This is a genomic window from Blastococcus xanthinilyticus (assembly GCF_008124835.1).
Classification (GTDB): Bacteria; Actinomycetota; Actinomycetes; order Mycobacteriales; family Geodermatophilaceae; genus Blastococcus; species Blastococcus xanthinilyticus.
Genome location: NZ_VNHW01000024.1, coordinates 1 through 13,286 on the forward strand (window position 1 = coordinate 1; position 13,286 = coordinate 13,286).

The following is a 13,286-nucleotide window of genomic DNA, read 5'->3' on the forward strand; positions in this document are numbered from 1 at the left end:
ATGAGCGAGCTGCGCGCCGTCCTCCCGCATCCCGACGCCGCCGCCTGCCGGGACGCCGTGGACCGGTACGCCCGCGCCGCCAAGGACGCCGGTGATCCCCGCCCGATCGGCATGCTGCGCGCCGGTGCGATGGGCGATCTGCTGCTGCGCCCGTGGCAGCAGCGGCCGTCGGTGACCGCACACCTGACCGTCGTCGCGCCGCTGACCGCCCTCACCCCGGCCGGGTTCCTCGCCGCCGGTTCGCCAGTGCCCGCGGCATTCGCCGGAAGCGAGCCGCCGGCGACGGCGCCAGACGCGCCCGCGCCGGTGGTCGAGGTCGACGGGGAGCCGATCACCGCCGCCCACCTGCGCGAACTCCTCGCCCAGCTCGACGCCGCCGGCGTGCGGGCCCCGGCCGGCGGGAGCCTGGAGCTCGCGGTCACCGACGCCACCGGAACGCTGCTCGCCCTCACCACGCCCGGAGAGGCGGCCCGGCTGGCCCGCCGCGGCTGCACCGCCCACCCCGACACCGCAGCCCGCCCAGACGCCGCAGCCCACCCCGACACCCCGGACGCTCCCGGCCGGGCGTGTGGCTGCCCCGTGCTCGGCGTGCCCGGCCCGGTCGACCGCTACCGGCCCTCAGCAGCCCAGCAGCGCTTCCTCACCGCCCGCGACCGCACCTGCCGCCACCCCGGTTGCACCGCACCCGCCGCCCGGGCCGACCTCGACCACGTCATCCCGCACGCCCACGGCGGGGAGACCAGCTGCGACAACCTCTGCTGCCTGTGCCGCCGCCACCACCGGCTCAAGACCTTCGCCCCCGGCTGGACCCACACGACCAGCGACGACGGCGTGCTCACCGTGATCACCCCCACCGGCGTCACCCGGATCAGCCGGCCACCGGGCTACCGCGTCCTGACCGGACCACCCGCACCCCCACCGGAACCGGACGAGGATCCGCCACCGTTCTGACCGGCGGCCCGGCGCTACTCAGTCCAGGCCGAGATCGCGGCGCAGCTTGGCGACGTGCCCGGTGGCCTTGACGTTGTAGGAGGCGCGCTCGATCCGGCCCTCGGCGTCGATCACGAAGGTCGAACGGATGACCCCCACGACCTCCTTGCCGTACAGCTTCTTGGTGCCGTACGCGCCGTAGGCCTGCATCACCTGCTTGCCCGGGTCGGACACCAGCGTGATCCGCAGGTTCTCCTTCTCCCGGAACTTCACCAGCTTCTCGACCGGGTCGGGGGAGACGCCCACGATGTCCAGCCCCGCCTCGGCGAGGTCGCCGGCCGCGGCGGTGAAGTCGACCGCCTGCGTCGTGCAGCCCGGGGTCAGGGCGGCGGGGTAGCAGTAGACGATGACGCGCCGCCCCCGGAAGTCGGTCAGCGACACCGGGTTGCCGTCGGCGTCGGGCAACGTGAACTCCGGCGCCGGGTCGCCGGCAGTCAGGCGGAGGGGAGCGGCGTCGGTCTCGGTCATGCCGCAAGTCTGCCGTGTCCGCCCGTCCCGGTGGCAGGGGGCGCGGCGGGACACCTCCCGTTCACCCGGCGAGGAAGGAGAACCGCACCTGCCGCTGGTGGTTGTCGGTGTTGGTGTCGACCAGGCAGATCCGCTGCCAGGTGCCCAGCATGAGCCGGCCCTCGAGCACGGGCACGCTGGCGTGCGGTGGCACGAAGGCCGGCAGCACGTGGTCGCGGCCGTGGCCGGGGCTGCCGTGCCGGTGCCGCCACCGGTCGTCGCGGGGGAGCAGCTGGTCGAGCTGGGCGAGCAGGTCGTCGTCGCTGCCCGAGCCGGTCTCGAGGATGGCCAGCCCGGCCGTGGCGTGCGGCACGAACACGTGCAGCAGCCCGTCCGCCTCGGTGCGCACGAACTCGGCGCACTCGTCGGTCAGGTCCACCACGACGGGGACGCCGCCGGTCCGGACGGCCCGCAGTTCCGATCTCATGGCCCGATCCTGGCCGCCCGGCGTCCGCTCCGCCGCACGGCCCCCCCGACCGGCGCGCACTACTGTCGGCACCCGTGACCCAGCCTCGCCCCACCCTCCGTGCCGACGGCCGCGCCGCCGACGAGCTCCGGCCCGTGACGATCACCCGCAACTGGCTCGACCACGCCGAGGGCTCGGTGCTGGTGGAGTTCGGCCGCACGCGGGTGCTCTGCGCCGCGAGCGTCACCGAGGGCGTGCCGCGCTGGCGCAAGGGCTCCGGCCTGGGATGGGTGACCGCCGAGTACTCGATGCTGCCGCGCGCCACCCACACCCGCAGCGACCGGGAGTCGGTGCGCGGGAAGATCGGCGGCCGCACGCACGAGATCAGCCGGCTCATCGGCCGGTCGCTGCGTGCCTCGATCGACCTCGGCGCCCTGGGGGAGAACAGCATCGCCATCGACTGCGACGTCCTCCAGGCCGACGGCGGCACCCGCACCGCGGCCATCACCGGCGCCTACGTGGCGCTCGCCGACGCGGTGTCGTGGCTGGGGGAGCGCAAGAAGCTCGCCAAGCCGAACCCGATGGTGCAGTCGGTCGCCGCGGTGAGCGTCGGCGTCATCGACGGCGAGCCGCGGCTGGACCTGCCCTACGAGGAGGACGTGCGCGCGGGCACCGACATGAACGTGGTCTGCACCGGCGACGGCGGCTTCGTCGAGGTGCAGGGCACCGCCGAGGGTGCGGTGTTCGACCGGCCGACCCTCGACGCGCTGCTGGACCTCGCGGTGGCCGGCTGCGCCGAGCTGACCCGGATCCAGGCCGAGGCCCTGTCCCGCGACGCAGCGCCCCGATGAGCACCCGCCTCCTGCTGGCCACCCGCAACGCCGGCAAGCTCGCCGAGCTGCGGCGGCTGCTCGAGAGCGCCGTCCCGGGGGTGCAGGTGATCGGCCTGCGCGACGTGTCCGAGTACCCCGAGGCGCCGGAGACCGGCGCGACGTTCGCGGACAACGCGCTGCTCAAGGCGCGCGAGGCGGTGCGCTACACGGGGCTGCCGGCCGTGGCCGACGACTCGGGCATCACGGTGGATGCGCTGAACGGCATGCCGGGGGTGCTGTCGGCGCGCTGGTCGGGGCGGCACGGTGACGACGACGCCAACACCGCGCTCCTGCTGGGGCAGCTGGCCGACGTCCCGGACGAGCGGCGGGGGGCGGCGTTCGTCTGCGCCGCGGCCCTGGTCACCCCCGACGGCACCGAGCGGGTGCTCGAGCGCGAGTGGCGGGGGACGGTCGTGCGGGAGAAGCGGGGGAGCAACGGCTTCGGCTACGACCCGGTCTTCGTCCCCGCCGGGCTGGACCGGACGTCGGCGGAGCTGTCCCCGGCGGAGAAGGACGCCCGCAGCCACCGCGGCCAGGCGTTCGCCGCCCTGGTACCGGTCCTCGCCGAGGTGCTGGGCGGTCGCTGACGCCGGATCAGGCGGGGCGGATCAGGCGGGGCGGATCAGGCGGGGCGGATCAGGCGGGGCGCAGGGTGAAGCCGAGCCAGGCCAGGGAGTCCTCCTCCTCGAGCTCCGCGTGCCGGCCGCGCCGCGTCAGCTCCTCGTCGGCGGCCACGTGCACCGCGACGCGGACCTCCGGCGCCCGGTGCCGGCCCCGGGCGGGCGCGGTCGAGGTGGAGTGGACGACGGCGGCACGCGCCATGGCGGCGGGCAGCCAGGTGGCGGTGCGGGTGGCGCTGGTGGTCATGCCCTCTGATCGGCCGGTGCGGCCGCGCACCCGAGCCCCCGGTCGGCGGAGCCACCCCCGCGGGTGACCGGCGCACTGCGGCCCGGGAGCGGAGGCACCCGGTCGGCGTCCGGAAACCCGCCTGACAGCGCCGCTGCCCGGCGCTAGCGTCCGGGGATGACCCTCCCCGAGCGCGTGCGGCCCCCGGTCGACGGGGACGAGCGCGCGCAGCTGGTCGGCTGGCTGGACCTGCAGCGCTCGCTCGTGCACTACAAGTGCGCGGAGCTGGGCGACGACGACGCCTCCCGGGCGCTCCTGCCTACGTCGCCGCTCATGACGGTCGCCGGCCTGGTGAACCACCTGCGCTGGGTGGAGCACTGCTGGTTCGACGTCATGTTCCTCGGCCGGCCTTCCGGGCCCAACCCGCAGTTCGGCGACGAGGAGGCGGCCGACTTCCGCGTCGACGGGATCCCGCTGGCGGAGCTGCTCGCGGGGTACGACCGGCAGTGCGCGGAGTCGAACCGGATCACCGCCGCGGCCGCGCTCGAAGAGCTCGGCCGGTTCCCGGGCTACGAGTCGGGCCGGGCGTCGCTGCGCTGGATCCTCGGGCACATGATCGAGGAGGTGGCCCGGCACGTCGGCCACCTCGACCTGCTGCGCGAGTTGCTCGACGGGCGGAAGGGCTACTACTGACCCCGGGCGTGAGCCGCGCTCGATCAGGGCACTGACCGCCGATGCGAGTGCACGTGGACGCCGCGCGGACGCTGCGGTTCGACGACGGGACACCGGTCACCGCGGCCTCGGGGGTCGCGCCGCTGGGCGACGGGTGGATCGTCGTGCAGGACGACTCGACGATCGCCGCCTGGCGCCGTCCCGGCGGGGTGAGCGCGCTGCGGGTGCTGCCACCGGTGGAGGGGCTGGACACGTTCCGGGAGAGCGACGGCACCAAGCACCTCAAGCCCGACCTGGAGGTGGCCTGCCCCGCCGAGGTGGACGGCGAGCCCGCGGCGCTGCTGCTCGGGTCCGGCTCCTCGCCCCGGCGGATGCGCGGTGTGCTGGTGCGCCTCGAGGACGGCCGGCCGGTCGTGCGCGCGGCCGAGCTGGGGCCGCTGTACGAGCGGGTCGCCGAGCGGCTCGGGTTGCCGGTGGTCTCGGTGAACCTGGAGGGCGCGAGCCGGCACGGCGACGTCGTCCGGTGGTTCAACCGGGGCAACCTCATGGCCGGCATCCGCTCCGCCAGCGTGGACGTGCCGCTGGAGGGGCTCGTCGCCGCGGTGCTCGGCCGGAAGGACGCCTCGGAGGTGGCGGTCGAGCACCCCTCCGAGTACGAGCTCGGTGAGGTGGAGGGCGTCGGCCTGGCGGTCACCGACGCGATCGCGCTGCCCGACGGCCGGTTGCTAATCAGTGCGGCGGCCGAGGACACGCCCAACGCCGTCGACGACGGGCCGGTCGTCGCGACCGCGATCGCCCTCGTGGACGGCGGCACGGTGGTCGCGGTGGCGCCCATCCCGGAGGTGGACGAGCACGTGCACAAGGTGGAGGGGCTCGCGCTGCGCGGGGTCGCCGACGGCGTCGTGCACCTGCTCGCCGTCGTCGACGACGACGACCCGGACGCGCCCTCGGCCGAACTCGACCTGCGCGTCGAGCTCGGCTGAGCCCCCGGGGGACGCGACCGCCGAGAGGGCGTAAGGATCGGCGGGTGCCCGGACATCTCTCGGTATGAGCGAGAACCACGCGGCCGGGCCGCCGGACCCCGAGGCGTCCCGCTTCACCGCGCTGTGGGAGCAGTACTCGCCCCGTGTCATGGGCTACGCCCTCCGGCACGTCGATCCGGACAGCGCGCAGGAGGTCGTCTCCGAGACGTTCCTCGTCGCGTGGCGGCGGCTGCGCGAGGTGCCGGGGGAGCCCCTGCCGTGGCTGCTGGTGGTGGCCCGGAACACGATCTCCAACCACCGCCGCTCCGGCTACCGCCGCGCCGTCCTGCAGGGCGAGCTGGAACGACTGCAGCGCGTCGCGGAGCCGGCGCCGGCGGCCGAGGTCCCCGCGGTCGAGCGGGAGGCCGTCCTCGCGGCGCTGGCCGCGCTCACCCAGGCTGAACGTGAGGCCCTGCTGCTCGTGGCCTGGGACGGGCTCACGGCCGCCCAGGCCGCCCGGGTCGCCGGCTGCTCGACGTCGGCCTTCTCGGTTCGTCTCTTCCGTGCCCGCCGCCGGCTGCAGGCGGCCGACGCGACCACGACCCACCCCGTCCGCCCGACGCCATGGGAGAGCCCGGCATGAGCGCGCACCGGAACAGCCTCGACACCCTGTCCGCCCTCCGCCCGCGCACCAGCGTGACGGCGGCGTGGCCACCGGCCGTGCGCGACGCCGCCCTCGAGCGGGTGCTGCTGGACCGCGGCACGCCCGCGGCCCCGGTCCGGTCCCGGTTCCGGCTGCGCCGGCTGGCGGTCGGGGGGCTGGCCACCGGCGCCGTCCTCACCGGCGGCCTCGGGGTCGCCGCCGGAGCCGGGGTGCTGCCCCAGGACTTCGTGGACACGTTCGCGTTCTGGGCCGAGGACAGCGGCGTCGACCTGTCCACGGCCGAGCGCAACGCGACGGCGCCCGGCCCGGACGGGCTGCTGTTCAGCGTCGTCACCATGAGCGGCCCGGACGGCACGGTCTGCGTGGCACCGCTGTTCGAGACCCCGGAGAGCGCCTCCGGTCCCGTGCCGTCGGTGTTCGAGGACGGCGGCGGCAGCTGCGGCCCCGAACCGAGCACGGAGGCCTTCGGCAGCAACGCGGCCGTGAACGCCGACGACGAGGCGCACATCTACTGGGTGCCGGCCGGGCGTGCCGTCCGGGCGGAGCTGACCCTCCCGGACGGCTCCGGCTACCCCGCGGTCCTCGTCCACGGCGGGTTCCACGGCTGGTTCCCGACCGCCTCGGAGGGGGACCCGGTGCTCACCGGGTACGCCGCCGACGGGTCGGTCGTCGGGCAGGTCGGCATTCCCCGGCTGCGGTGACGCGGCTCCCGGCGCAGGCGCGCACTACCGTGCTTCCGTGGCTCTCGGCGGAGCGTTCTGGCGGTTCTGGTGCGCCACCGTGCTCGCCAACGTCGGCGACGGGATCCGGCTGGCGGCGTTCCCCCTGCTGGCCGCGGGGCTGACCGACGACCCCGTCGCGGTCGGGCTGGTCGCGGCTGCCGCCGCGTTGCCGTGGCTGGTGACCGGTCTGATCGCCGGGTCGCTCGCCGACCGGCGGAGCACGCGGGCGCTGCTGATCACCGCCGACGCGTCGCGGGCCGTCGTGCTCCTCGGGCTGATCGCGGTGCTGCTGGCCGACCGCGCGAGCATCCCCCTGGTCGCCGGAGCCGCCTTCGTGCTCGGCGTCGCCGAGACCGTGCGGGACACCGCCGCCCAGACCGCGGTGCCCCGCCTGGTGCCGGCAGCGCTGCTCGAGCGGGCGAACGGGCGGCTGGTGGCGGGGGAGGTGGCCGGCAACGAGTTCGTGGGGCCGCTGGTCGGCGGGACGCTGTTCGCGGCCGGGGCGTGGCTGCCGTTCGCCGTGAACAGCGCGGTCGCCGCCCTGGGCGTCCTGCTCGTGCTGACGGTGCCGGCGACGCTGCTGGCGCTGCGGGCCCCGGTGGATCCGGGGGACCGGCCGGTCGCGGTGGCGGGCGGGATCCGGGCCGGGCTGCGGTGGCTGGGCGGGCACCGCGTGCTGCGCCGCCTCGTGCTCGTCGGCGTGCTGGTCGCGCTCGCCGACAGCGCGTGGTTCGCCGTCCTGGTGCTCTACGCGGACGCGCGCCTCGGCCTCGGGCCCGTGGGGTTCGGCGTGCTGCTCGCCGCCGGCGCGATCGGCGGGCTCCTCGGCGCCTCGCTGGCCGAGCGGCTCATCGCCGGGCGGCGGCACGCCCCGGTGCTCCGGTGGTCGACGGCGGTGGCGACCGGCGCGCCGGTGCTGCTGGTCGCGGCCCCGACCCGGTGGGCCGCGGTGGGAGTGGTCGTGGCCACCAGCGCCGCGTTCGGCACGTTCAACGTCGCGGCGCTCTCGCTCCGCCACCGGCTGGTCCCCGAGCAGGTGCTCGGCCGGGTGGTCGCGGCCTGGCGGACGGCCGTGCTCGGCGCCGGTGCCCTCGGTGCCCTCGCCGGAGGCACGGTCGCCTCGGCCTACGGGCTGGAGGCCCCGTTCCTCCTCAGCGCCGTCCTCGGCGCCGCCGCAGTGGTCCTCTGGGGCCGCATCGCCCGCGGCGGGCCCGCCGTCGCGGGGTAGCTCCGCTGATGAAGGTGTGCACCTCCTCGTCCTGGGCGCCCGCGAAGCCGAGGTCGCCCTCCGCCGCCTCGGCGTACCCGTCCAGCGAGGTGACCATCGAGTAGATCAGCTTGGCCATGTCGCCTCCTCCGCGCCACGGACGCCGGTCGCCCAGCAGGCACTGGAGGCTCTGACCGCAGGCGGGCCGGCAACTCTTCGGTCCGCCGGCCGGGCTCGACGTGCGGGAGGGGGGACTCGAACCCCCACGCCCGAAGGCACCAGATCCTAAGTCTGGCGTGGCTGCCGTTACACCACTCCCGCGTGGTCGCCGAGTCTAGGAGCACTCCGGTCGGGTGCTGCCCGACACGGTCGGCGCGCTGACCTGGGCGGCGTCTGGCAGGCTGGCGGGGTGCCTCGCGACCCACGACAGATCCAGCTCGAGATCGACTCCGCCCGGGAGTCGCTGGCGGCGACGCTGGACCAGCTCGCCTACCGCAGCAGCCCGACGCGTCTCAAGGCCCAGGGCCGGGACGCGGTGCAGCGCTTCCTCCAGACCCCGGCCGGGCAGGCCACCGTCGGTGCCGTCGGGCTCCTGGTGACGCTGGTCGTCGTGCAGAAGGTCCGGCACCGCAAGGCCGACTCGCCGAAGAAGCGCGAGCCCGAGGTCGTCGTGGAGAAGGTGCGCTACCGCAAGCGCTGACGCATCGCCGCCGAACGACGAGACCGGCCCGCCCCCACGGGGGGACGGGCCGGTCTCGTCGTTCGTGCGTCAGCTGCCGGAGCGCATCCGCACCAGCGGCAGGACGACGGTGTCGAGCACCTCGTCGGCGAACGCGTCGTCGACCGGGCGGTGCGTGAGCAGCCAGCGCTGCACGAGCAGGGCGCTGATGCTCTCGGCCGCCACGGAGCTGCGGAAGGACGGGTCGATCTCCCCGCGCGCCTCCGCGTTCTGCCACACCTGCTCGAAGGACTGCTGCCAGACGGCGAGCGGGCCCTTCTGGAACGCCTCGGCCAGCGCCGGGTGCCGGGGCACGGTGGACAGCAGCGACAGCGTGGCCGCGCCCGTCGGGCCGTTCACGACCCCCACCAGGGTGCGCATGATCTCCCGCAGGTCGCCCTCGAGGGACCCGGTGTCGGGCGTGCTCGCCTCGTCCCGGTTCAGGTCGGAGATGGTGTCGACGACCAGGTCCTGCTTCGTGCGCCAGCGACGGTAGATGGTCGCCTTGCCGACGCCCGCCTCCGCCGCGACCGCGTCCATGGTGAGCGCCCCGTACCCGACGTCGGCCAGGAGCCGCAGGATCGCGGCGCGGATGACGCCGTCCCGGCTGGGGTCGCGCGGCCGGCCGCCGCGGCTGGGACGGGCGACGTCGGCGGTGGGGAGAACGGCCATGGCGAAACCTTAGACATGTCAGATGTGAGGAACCTGGACGTCCCCTGCGAGTACCCCCGTAAGTGGGTTCCGATACCGCCGCGCGCCTGTCCCGCCCCGCCGGGCCGGTGAGTCACCCTGGGTCCGTGGGAACGATCTGCGGCGGGGTCTGCGGGTGCCGCCAGAACTGGGAGGTGCCCGGCCGCGCCACGCGCGCGCTGCTGGCGACCTCGATCGGGCACGTCCTTCCGCACGTCGCCCGCACCGCCAAGGCGCTGGGGCTCACGGTCTACTCCGCGCCCCAGCTGGTGGACGTCGTCGACGACCGTGGCGGGGCCGGGCTGGACCGGCTGTTCAACCGGCTGGCCCGCGACCTCACCGCCGCCGAGACGGAGGTCGTGCGGATCGCCACCGATCCCCCCGACGACGGCGCCGCGCTCACCGCCCGCCTGCTCACCGCGCCCACCCTGGCCGTGGAGCTGGCCCGGCGCGGGGTCACCGTCGAGGTGGGGGTGCTCGCCGAGGCGGAGTTCTGGTCGGTCTACCAGCCGATCGTCTCGCTGGCCGACCGCTCCGTCGTCGCCCACGAGGCGCTGTTGCGCGGGCTCGTCGACGGCCGGGAGGTCGGTGGTGGCGACCTGTTCTTCGTCGCCGAGTCGGCCGGCTGGCTGCACCGCCTGGACCGCATCGGCCGGGAGTCGGCCATCGCCGGTGCCGTGCCGTGGCTGGGCGGGGACGACCTGTTCGTGAACTTCAACCCCACCTCGATCTACCGGCCGCAGGTCTGCCTGGCCAGCACCGAGCGGGTCGCCCACGAGACCGGCATCGCCCCGAACCAGCTGGTGTTCGAGGTCGTCGAGTCGCACGCCATCGCCGACCGCGGGCACCTGGTCTCGGTGCTGGAGCACTACCGGTCGCTGGGGTGGCGGGTGGCGCTGGACGACGTGGGCGCCGGCTGGTCGAGCCTCTCGCTGCTGGCCGCCGTCCGCCCCGAGGTGGTGAAACTGGACAAGGGCCTGGTCCAGGAGCTGCCCGACGACGGCGCCCGGACCGTGCTGAAGGCGGTCACCGACCTGGCCCACCAGCTGGGCGCGGTCGTCGTGGCCGAGGGGATCGAGACCGAGCAACTGGCCGAGGAGGTCACCGCGCTCGGCGCGGACATGGGTCAGGGCTGGCTGTTCGGCCGGCCGGTCCGGCCGGAGCCGCCGGCCGAGGAGCCCGAGGGGCGCTGGCAGCCGGTGGAGGCCCGCCCGCGCTGATCCGTCAGCCGAGCGCCCAGCCGGTGAGCACCGGGCGCCCGTGCTCGGTGCCGAGGACGCCGTAGCGGCCGGCGGGCAGCGCGAACAGGGCACCGGCCGCGGGGTCGAGACCCAGCCAGCGGGCGGTGAGCACCCGCAGCAGGTGGCCGTGGGCGACCAGGGCCACGTCGCCGTCGGTCAACCGGGCGCGCGCCCGCTCCAGGACCCGGTCCACCCGGGCGCCGACGTCGGCGAGCGTCTCCCCGGGGGTGTTCCCGGCGACGACGGGGTCGCGCCAGATCGACCACTCGCGGCCCAGGTCCGCGCTGATCTCCGCGGTGGTGCGCCCCTCGTAGCCGCCGTAGTCCAGCTCCACCAGGTCCGGGTCGAGCGCGGTGGGAGCCAGCCCGGCCAGCTCGGCGGTGCGCCGGGCCCGCTGGAGCGGGCTGACCCGGACCTCGACGAACGAGTGACCGTCCAGCGCCGCGCGCAGCGAGCGCGCCTGCTCCTCGCCCTCGGGCAGCAGCGGCAGATCGGTGGTCCCCGTGTGCTGGCCGCTCCGGCTCCACTCGGTCTGCCCGTGCCGCAGCACGACGATCTTCCCGGCCCCGTTCCCGTCGCTCACGGCGCCCATCGAACACGCTCGGCCGGGAACACGCGCGGGATCCGCCGCGCTGGCCCCTGGCATGACCACCGCACAGCTCAGCGACACGTTCACCCTCGGCGGCGACCTCCCCGTCCACCGGCTCGGCTACGGCGCCATGCAGATCACCGGCCCGGGGGTCTGGGGCGAGCCGGCCGACCGTCCCGGTGCTCTCGCCGTCGTGCGGGCGGCGATCGAGCAGGGCGTCGACTTCATCGACACCGCCGACTCCTACGGCCCGCAGGTCAGCGAGCAGATCATCGCCGAGGCCGCCTTCCCGTACCCCGACGGCCTGGTGATCGCCACCAAGGCCGGTCTCACCCGGACCGGCCCGGGCGTGTGGCCGCCGTGCGGCCGGCCGGAGTACCTCACCCAGCAGGTCGAGCTGTCGCTGCGGAACCTCAACGTCGACCGCATCGACCTCATCCAGCTGCACCGCATCGACCCGCAGGTGCCGCTGGCCGACCAGCTCGGCGCCTTCAAGGAGCTGCAGGACCAGGGCAAGGTGCGGCACATCGGTGTCTCGGAGGTGTCGGTCGAGGAGCTGGGGGCCGCCCGCGAGATCGTCGAGGTGGTCAGCGTCCAGAACCTCTACAACCTGACCACCCGGCAGAGCCAGGACGTCCTGGACTACGCCACCGCGGAGGGCATCGCGTTCATCCCGTGGTTCCCGATCGCGACCGGCGACCTCGCGGCCCCCGACAGCCCGGTGGCCGACATCGCCCGCGAGCTCGACGCGACGCCGTCCCAGGTCGCACTGGCCTGGCTGCTGCAGAAGTCGCCGGTGATCCTCCCGATCCCCGGCACCAAGTCCGTCGACCACCTCACCGAGAACCTCGGCGCGGCACGGCTGACGCTGTCCGACGAGGACATGGCCCGCCTCGACGCGCTGGCCTGACGTCCGCCTCGTGAGGCATAGGAGGCTCTACCTACGTCCGACACCCTCGCGATGTAGGTAGAGCCTCCTTTGCCCTGGGTGGGCGGACCCCCGGTCGCGGTGCCGCCCGGTAGGGCGACAATGTGCACCGTGGATGCCGAGGACTTCCGTCAGGTCAGGGACGCCGTTCGCCAGTTGATCCGCGAGTCGGTGGTACCGCGTGAGGAGCAGATCGAGGACGAGGACCGCATCCCCGACGACCTGCGCGCGCGGGCCGCCGAGATGGGGCTGTTCGGCTACGCGCTCCCCGAGGAGCACGGCGGCCTCGGCGTCACCATGGCGGAGGACGTCGAGCTGGCGATGGAGTTCGGCTACACGACGCCGGCCTTCCGCTCGCTCTTCGGCACCAACAACGGCATCTCCGGCCAGGTGATCGCCAGGTTCGGCAGCGACGAGCAGAAGAAGAAGTACCTGCCCGGGCTGTCCGCCGGTGAGCTGATCGGGTCCTTCGCGCTCACCGAGGCCGAGGCCGGCTCCGACCCCGCGGGGCTGCGCACCACCGCCCGGCGGGACGGCGACGGCTGGCTGATCAACGGCAGCAAGCGCTACATCACCAACGCGCCGATCGCCGACCTGTTCGTCGTCTTCGCCCGCACCGACCCGGAGCAGAAGGGCGGCCGGGGCATCTCCAGCTTCGTCGTCGAGACCACGACGCCGGGGGTCACGGTCGGCCCCAAGGACAAGAAGATGGGCCAGGCCGGCGCCTGGACCAGCGAGGTGTTCTTCGACGACGTGCGGGTGCCCGCCGACGCGCTGATCGGGGAGGAGGGCCGGGGCTACTCGAAGGCGCTCACCGTGCTCTCCCGCGGCCGGCTGCACATCGCGGCGCTGTGCGTCGGCATGGCGCAGCGGGTGCTCGACGAGTCGGTCGCCTACGCCGCCACCGCCAAGCAGGGCGGGGCGCCGATCGGCCGATTCCAGCTGGTGCAGGCGATGCTCGCCGACATGCACAGCGAGCTGCTCGCCGGCCGCAGCCTCGTCCGCGACGTCGCGGCCCGCTACGACTCCGGCGAGGACACCTCGGTCGGTCCCTCGTCGGCCAAGCTGTTCTGCACCGAGATGGTCGGCCGCGCGGTCGACAAAGCGGTGCAGGTGCACGGCGGCATGGGTTACCTGCGGACCACGCCGGTGGAGCGCTTCTACCGCGACGCCCGGCTGTTCCGGCTCTACGAGGGCACCAGCGAGGTGCAGCGGATCATCGTCGGCGGTGCGCTGCTGCGCGAGGCCGGCATGGCGCGTGGGTGAGCTGAC

17 protein-coding genes and 1 tRNA gene are annotated in these 13,286 nt (G+C 74.8%); 12 read left to right on the top strand and 6 right to left on the bottom strand.

The window, feature by feature from the left end; all coding sequences use genetic code 11:
- Window positions 1–951: HNH endonuclease signature motif containing protein (locus BD833_RS21665; protein ID WP_166535239.1), on the top strand; the 951-nt coding region annotated here is incomplete at its 5' end.
- An 18-nt stretch (window positions 952–969) separates the two neighbouring features.
- On the opposite strand, the gene bcp is transcribed toward BD833_RS21665, so the two are convergent.
- Window positions 970–1,458: a thioredoxin-dependent thiol peroxidase gene (bcp, locus tag BD833_RS21670; protein WP_166535240.1), complete on the bottom strand. Its 489-nt coding sequence runs from the start codon at window positions 1,456–1,458 to the stop codon at window positions 970–972.
- A gap of 61 nt (window positions 1,459–1,519) precedes the next feature.
- A complete protein-coding gene (locus BD833_RS21675) occupies window positions 1,520–1,924 on the bottom strand; it encodes a YjbQ family protein (RefSeq protein WP_166535241.1) in 405 nt (134 codons plus the stop codon).
- A 74-nt stretch (window positions 1,925–1,998) separates the two neighbouring features.
- On the opposite strand from BD833_RS21675, the gene rph reads away from it, so the two are divergent.
- Window positions 1,999–2,754 carry a ribonuclease PH gene (gene rph / locus BD833_RS21680; RefSeq protein WP_166535242.1) on the top strand — a complete coding sequence of 252 codons (756 nt, stop codon included), beginning with the start codon at window positions 1,999–2,001 and terminating at the stop codon, window positions 2,752–2,754.
- Window positions 2,751–3,362, top strand: a complete 612-nt coding sequence (rdgB, locus tag BD833_RS21685; RefSeq protein WP_166535243.1) for an RdgB/HAM1 family non-canonical purine NTP pyrophosphatase — start codon at window positions 2,751–2,753, stop codon at window positions 3,360–3,362. The genes rph and rdgB overlap by 4 nt, the downstream gene beginning before the upstream one ends.
- Before the next feature lie 49 nt (window positions 3,363–3,411).
- Here rdgB and BD833_RS21690 read toward each other — a convergent pair whose 3' ends face one another.
- Window positions 3,412–3,642 (bottom strand): hypothetical protein, encoded by a 231-nt coding sequence (locus BD833_RS21690; RefSeq protein WP_166535244.1) that lies wholly within the window; start codon window positions 3,640–3,642, stop codon window positions 3,412–3,414.
- 156 nt (window positions 3,643–3,798) lie between these two features.
- Here BD833_RS21690 and BD833_RS21695 point away from each other — a divergent pair, with 156 nt between their 5' ends.
- The 5 genes from BD833_RS21695 to BD833_RS21715 all read left to right on the top strand — a co-directional run bounded on the left by BD833_RS21695 (window position 3,799) and on the right by BD833_RS21715 (window position 7,869).
- Window positions 3,799–4,314 (top strand): DinB family protein, encoded by a 516-nt coding sequence (locus BD833_RS21695; protein ID WP_166535245.1) that lies wholly within the window; start codon window positions 3,799–3,801, stop codon window positions 4,312–4,314.
- Window positions 4,315–4,355: 41 nt separating this feature from the next.
- Window positions 4,356–5,276 carry a DUF6910 family protein gene (locus BD833_RS21700; protein WP_166535246.1) on the top strand — a complete coding sequence of 307 codons (921 nt, stop codon included), beginning with the start codon at window positions 4,356–4,358 and terminating at the stop codon, window positions 5,274–5,276.
- Window positions 5,277–5,340: 64 nt separating this feature from the next.
- Window positions 5,341–5,898, top strand: coding sequence for an RNA polymerase sigma factor (locus tag BD833_RS21705; RefSeq protein WP_166535247.1), 558 nt, complete (start codon window positions 5,341–5,343; stop codon window positions 5,896–5,898).
- Window positions 5,895–6,620, top strand: coding sequence for a hypothetical protein (locus BD833_RS21710; RefSeq protein ID WP_166535248.1), 726 nt, complete (start codon window positions 5,895–5,897; stop codon window positions 6,618–6,620). The genes BD833_RS21705 and BD833_RS21710 overlap by 4 nt, the downstream gene beginning before the upstream one ends.
- A 37-nt stretch (window positions 6,621–6,657) precedes the next feature.
- Window positions 6,658–7,869, top strand: coding sequence for an MFS transporter (locus BD833_RS21715; RefSeq protein WP_166535249.1), 1,212 nt, complete (start codon window positions 6,658–6,660; stop codon window positions 7,867–7,869).
- 219 nt (window positions 7,870–8,088) lie between these two features.
- Here BD833_RS21715 and BD833_RS21725 read toward each other — a convergent pair.
- Window positions 8,089–8,169: transfer RNA gene (locus tag BD833_RS21725), tRNA-Leu, on the bottom strand.
- Window positions 8,170–8,257: 88 nt separating this feature from the next.
- Here BD833_RS21725 and BD833_RS21730 point away from each other — a divergent pair.
- A complete protein-coding gene (locus BD833_RS21730) occupies window positions 8,258–8,548 on the top strand; it encodes a DUF3618 domain-containing protein (protein WP_166535250.1) in 291 nt (96 codons plus the stop codon).
- 69 nt (window positions 8,549–8,617) lie between these two features.
- Here the strand turns inward: BD833_RS21730 and BD833_RS21735 are convergent, their stop codons facing one another.
- On the bottom strand, window positions 8,618–9,238 hold the full coding sequence (locus BD833_RS21735) for a TetR/AcrR family transcriptional regulator (protein WP_166535251.1): 621 nt from the start codon (window positions 9,236–9,238) through the stop codon (window positions 8,618–8,620).
- A 125-nt stretch (window positions 9,239–9,363) separates the two neighbouring features.
- Between BD833_RS21735 and BD833_RS21740 the strand changes: the two genes are divergently transcribed.
- Window positions 9,364–10,476 carry an EAL domain-containing protein gene (locus BD833_RS21740; protein WP_166535252.1) on the top strand — a complete coding sequence of 371 codons (1,113 nt, stop codon included), beginning with the start codon at window positions 9,364–9,366 and terminating at the stop codon, window positions 10,474–10,476.
- A gap of 4 nt (window positions 10,477–10,480) precedes the next feature.
- Here the strand turns inward: BD833_RS21740 and BD833_RS21745 are convergent, their stop codons facing one another.
- Window positions 10,481–11,080: a histidine phosphatase family protein gene (locus tag BD833_RS21745; protein ID WP_243737877.1), complete on the bottom strand. Its 600-nt coding sequence runs from the start codon at window positions 11,078–11,080 to the stop codon at window positions 10,481–10,483.
- 61 nt (window positions 11,081–11,141) lie between these two features.
- Here BD833_RS21745 and BD833_RS21750 point away from each other — a divergent pair, with 61 nt between their 5' ends.
- Both BD833_RS21750 and BD833_RS21755 read left to right on the top strand, forming a co-directional pair.
- Entirely contained in the window at window positions 11,142–11,996 is an 855-nt protein-coding gene (locus BD833_RS21750) for an aldo/keto reductase (RefSeq protein ID WP_166535254.1), read from the top strand.
- Window positions 11,997–12,116: 120 nt separating this feature from the next.
- Window positions 12,117–13,280, top strand: coding sequence for an acyl-CoA dehydrogenase family protein (locus tag BD833_RS21755; RefSeq protein WP_243737878.1), 1,164 nt, complete (start codon window positions 12,117–12,119; stop codon window positions 13,278–13,280).
- Window positions 13,281–13,286 lie beyond the last annotated feature (6 nt).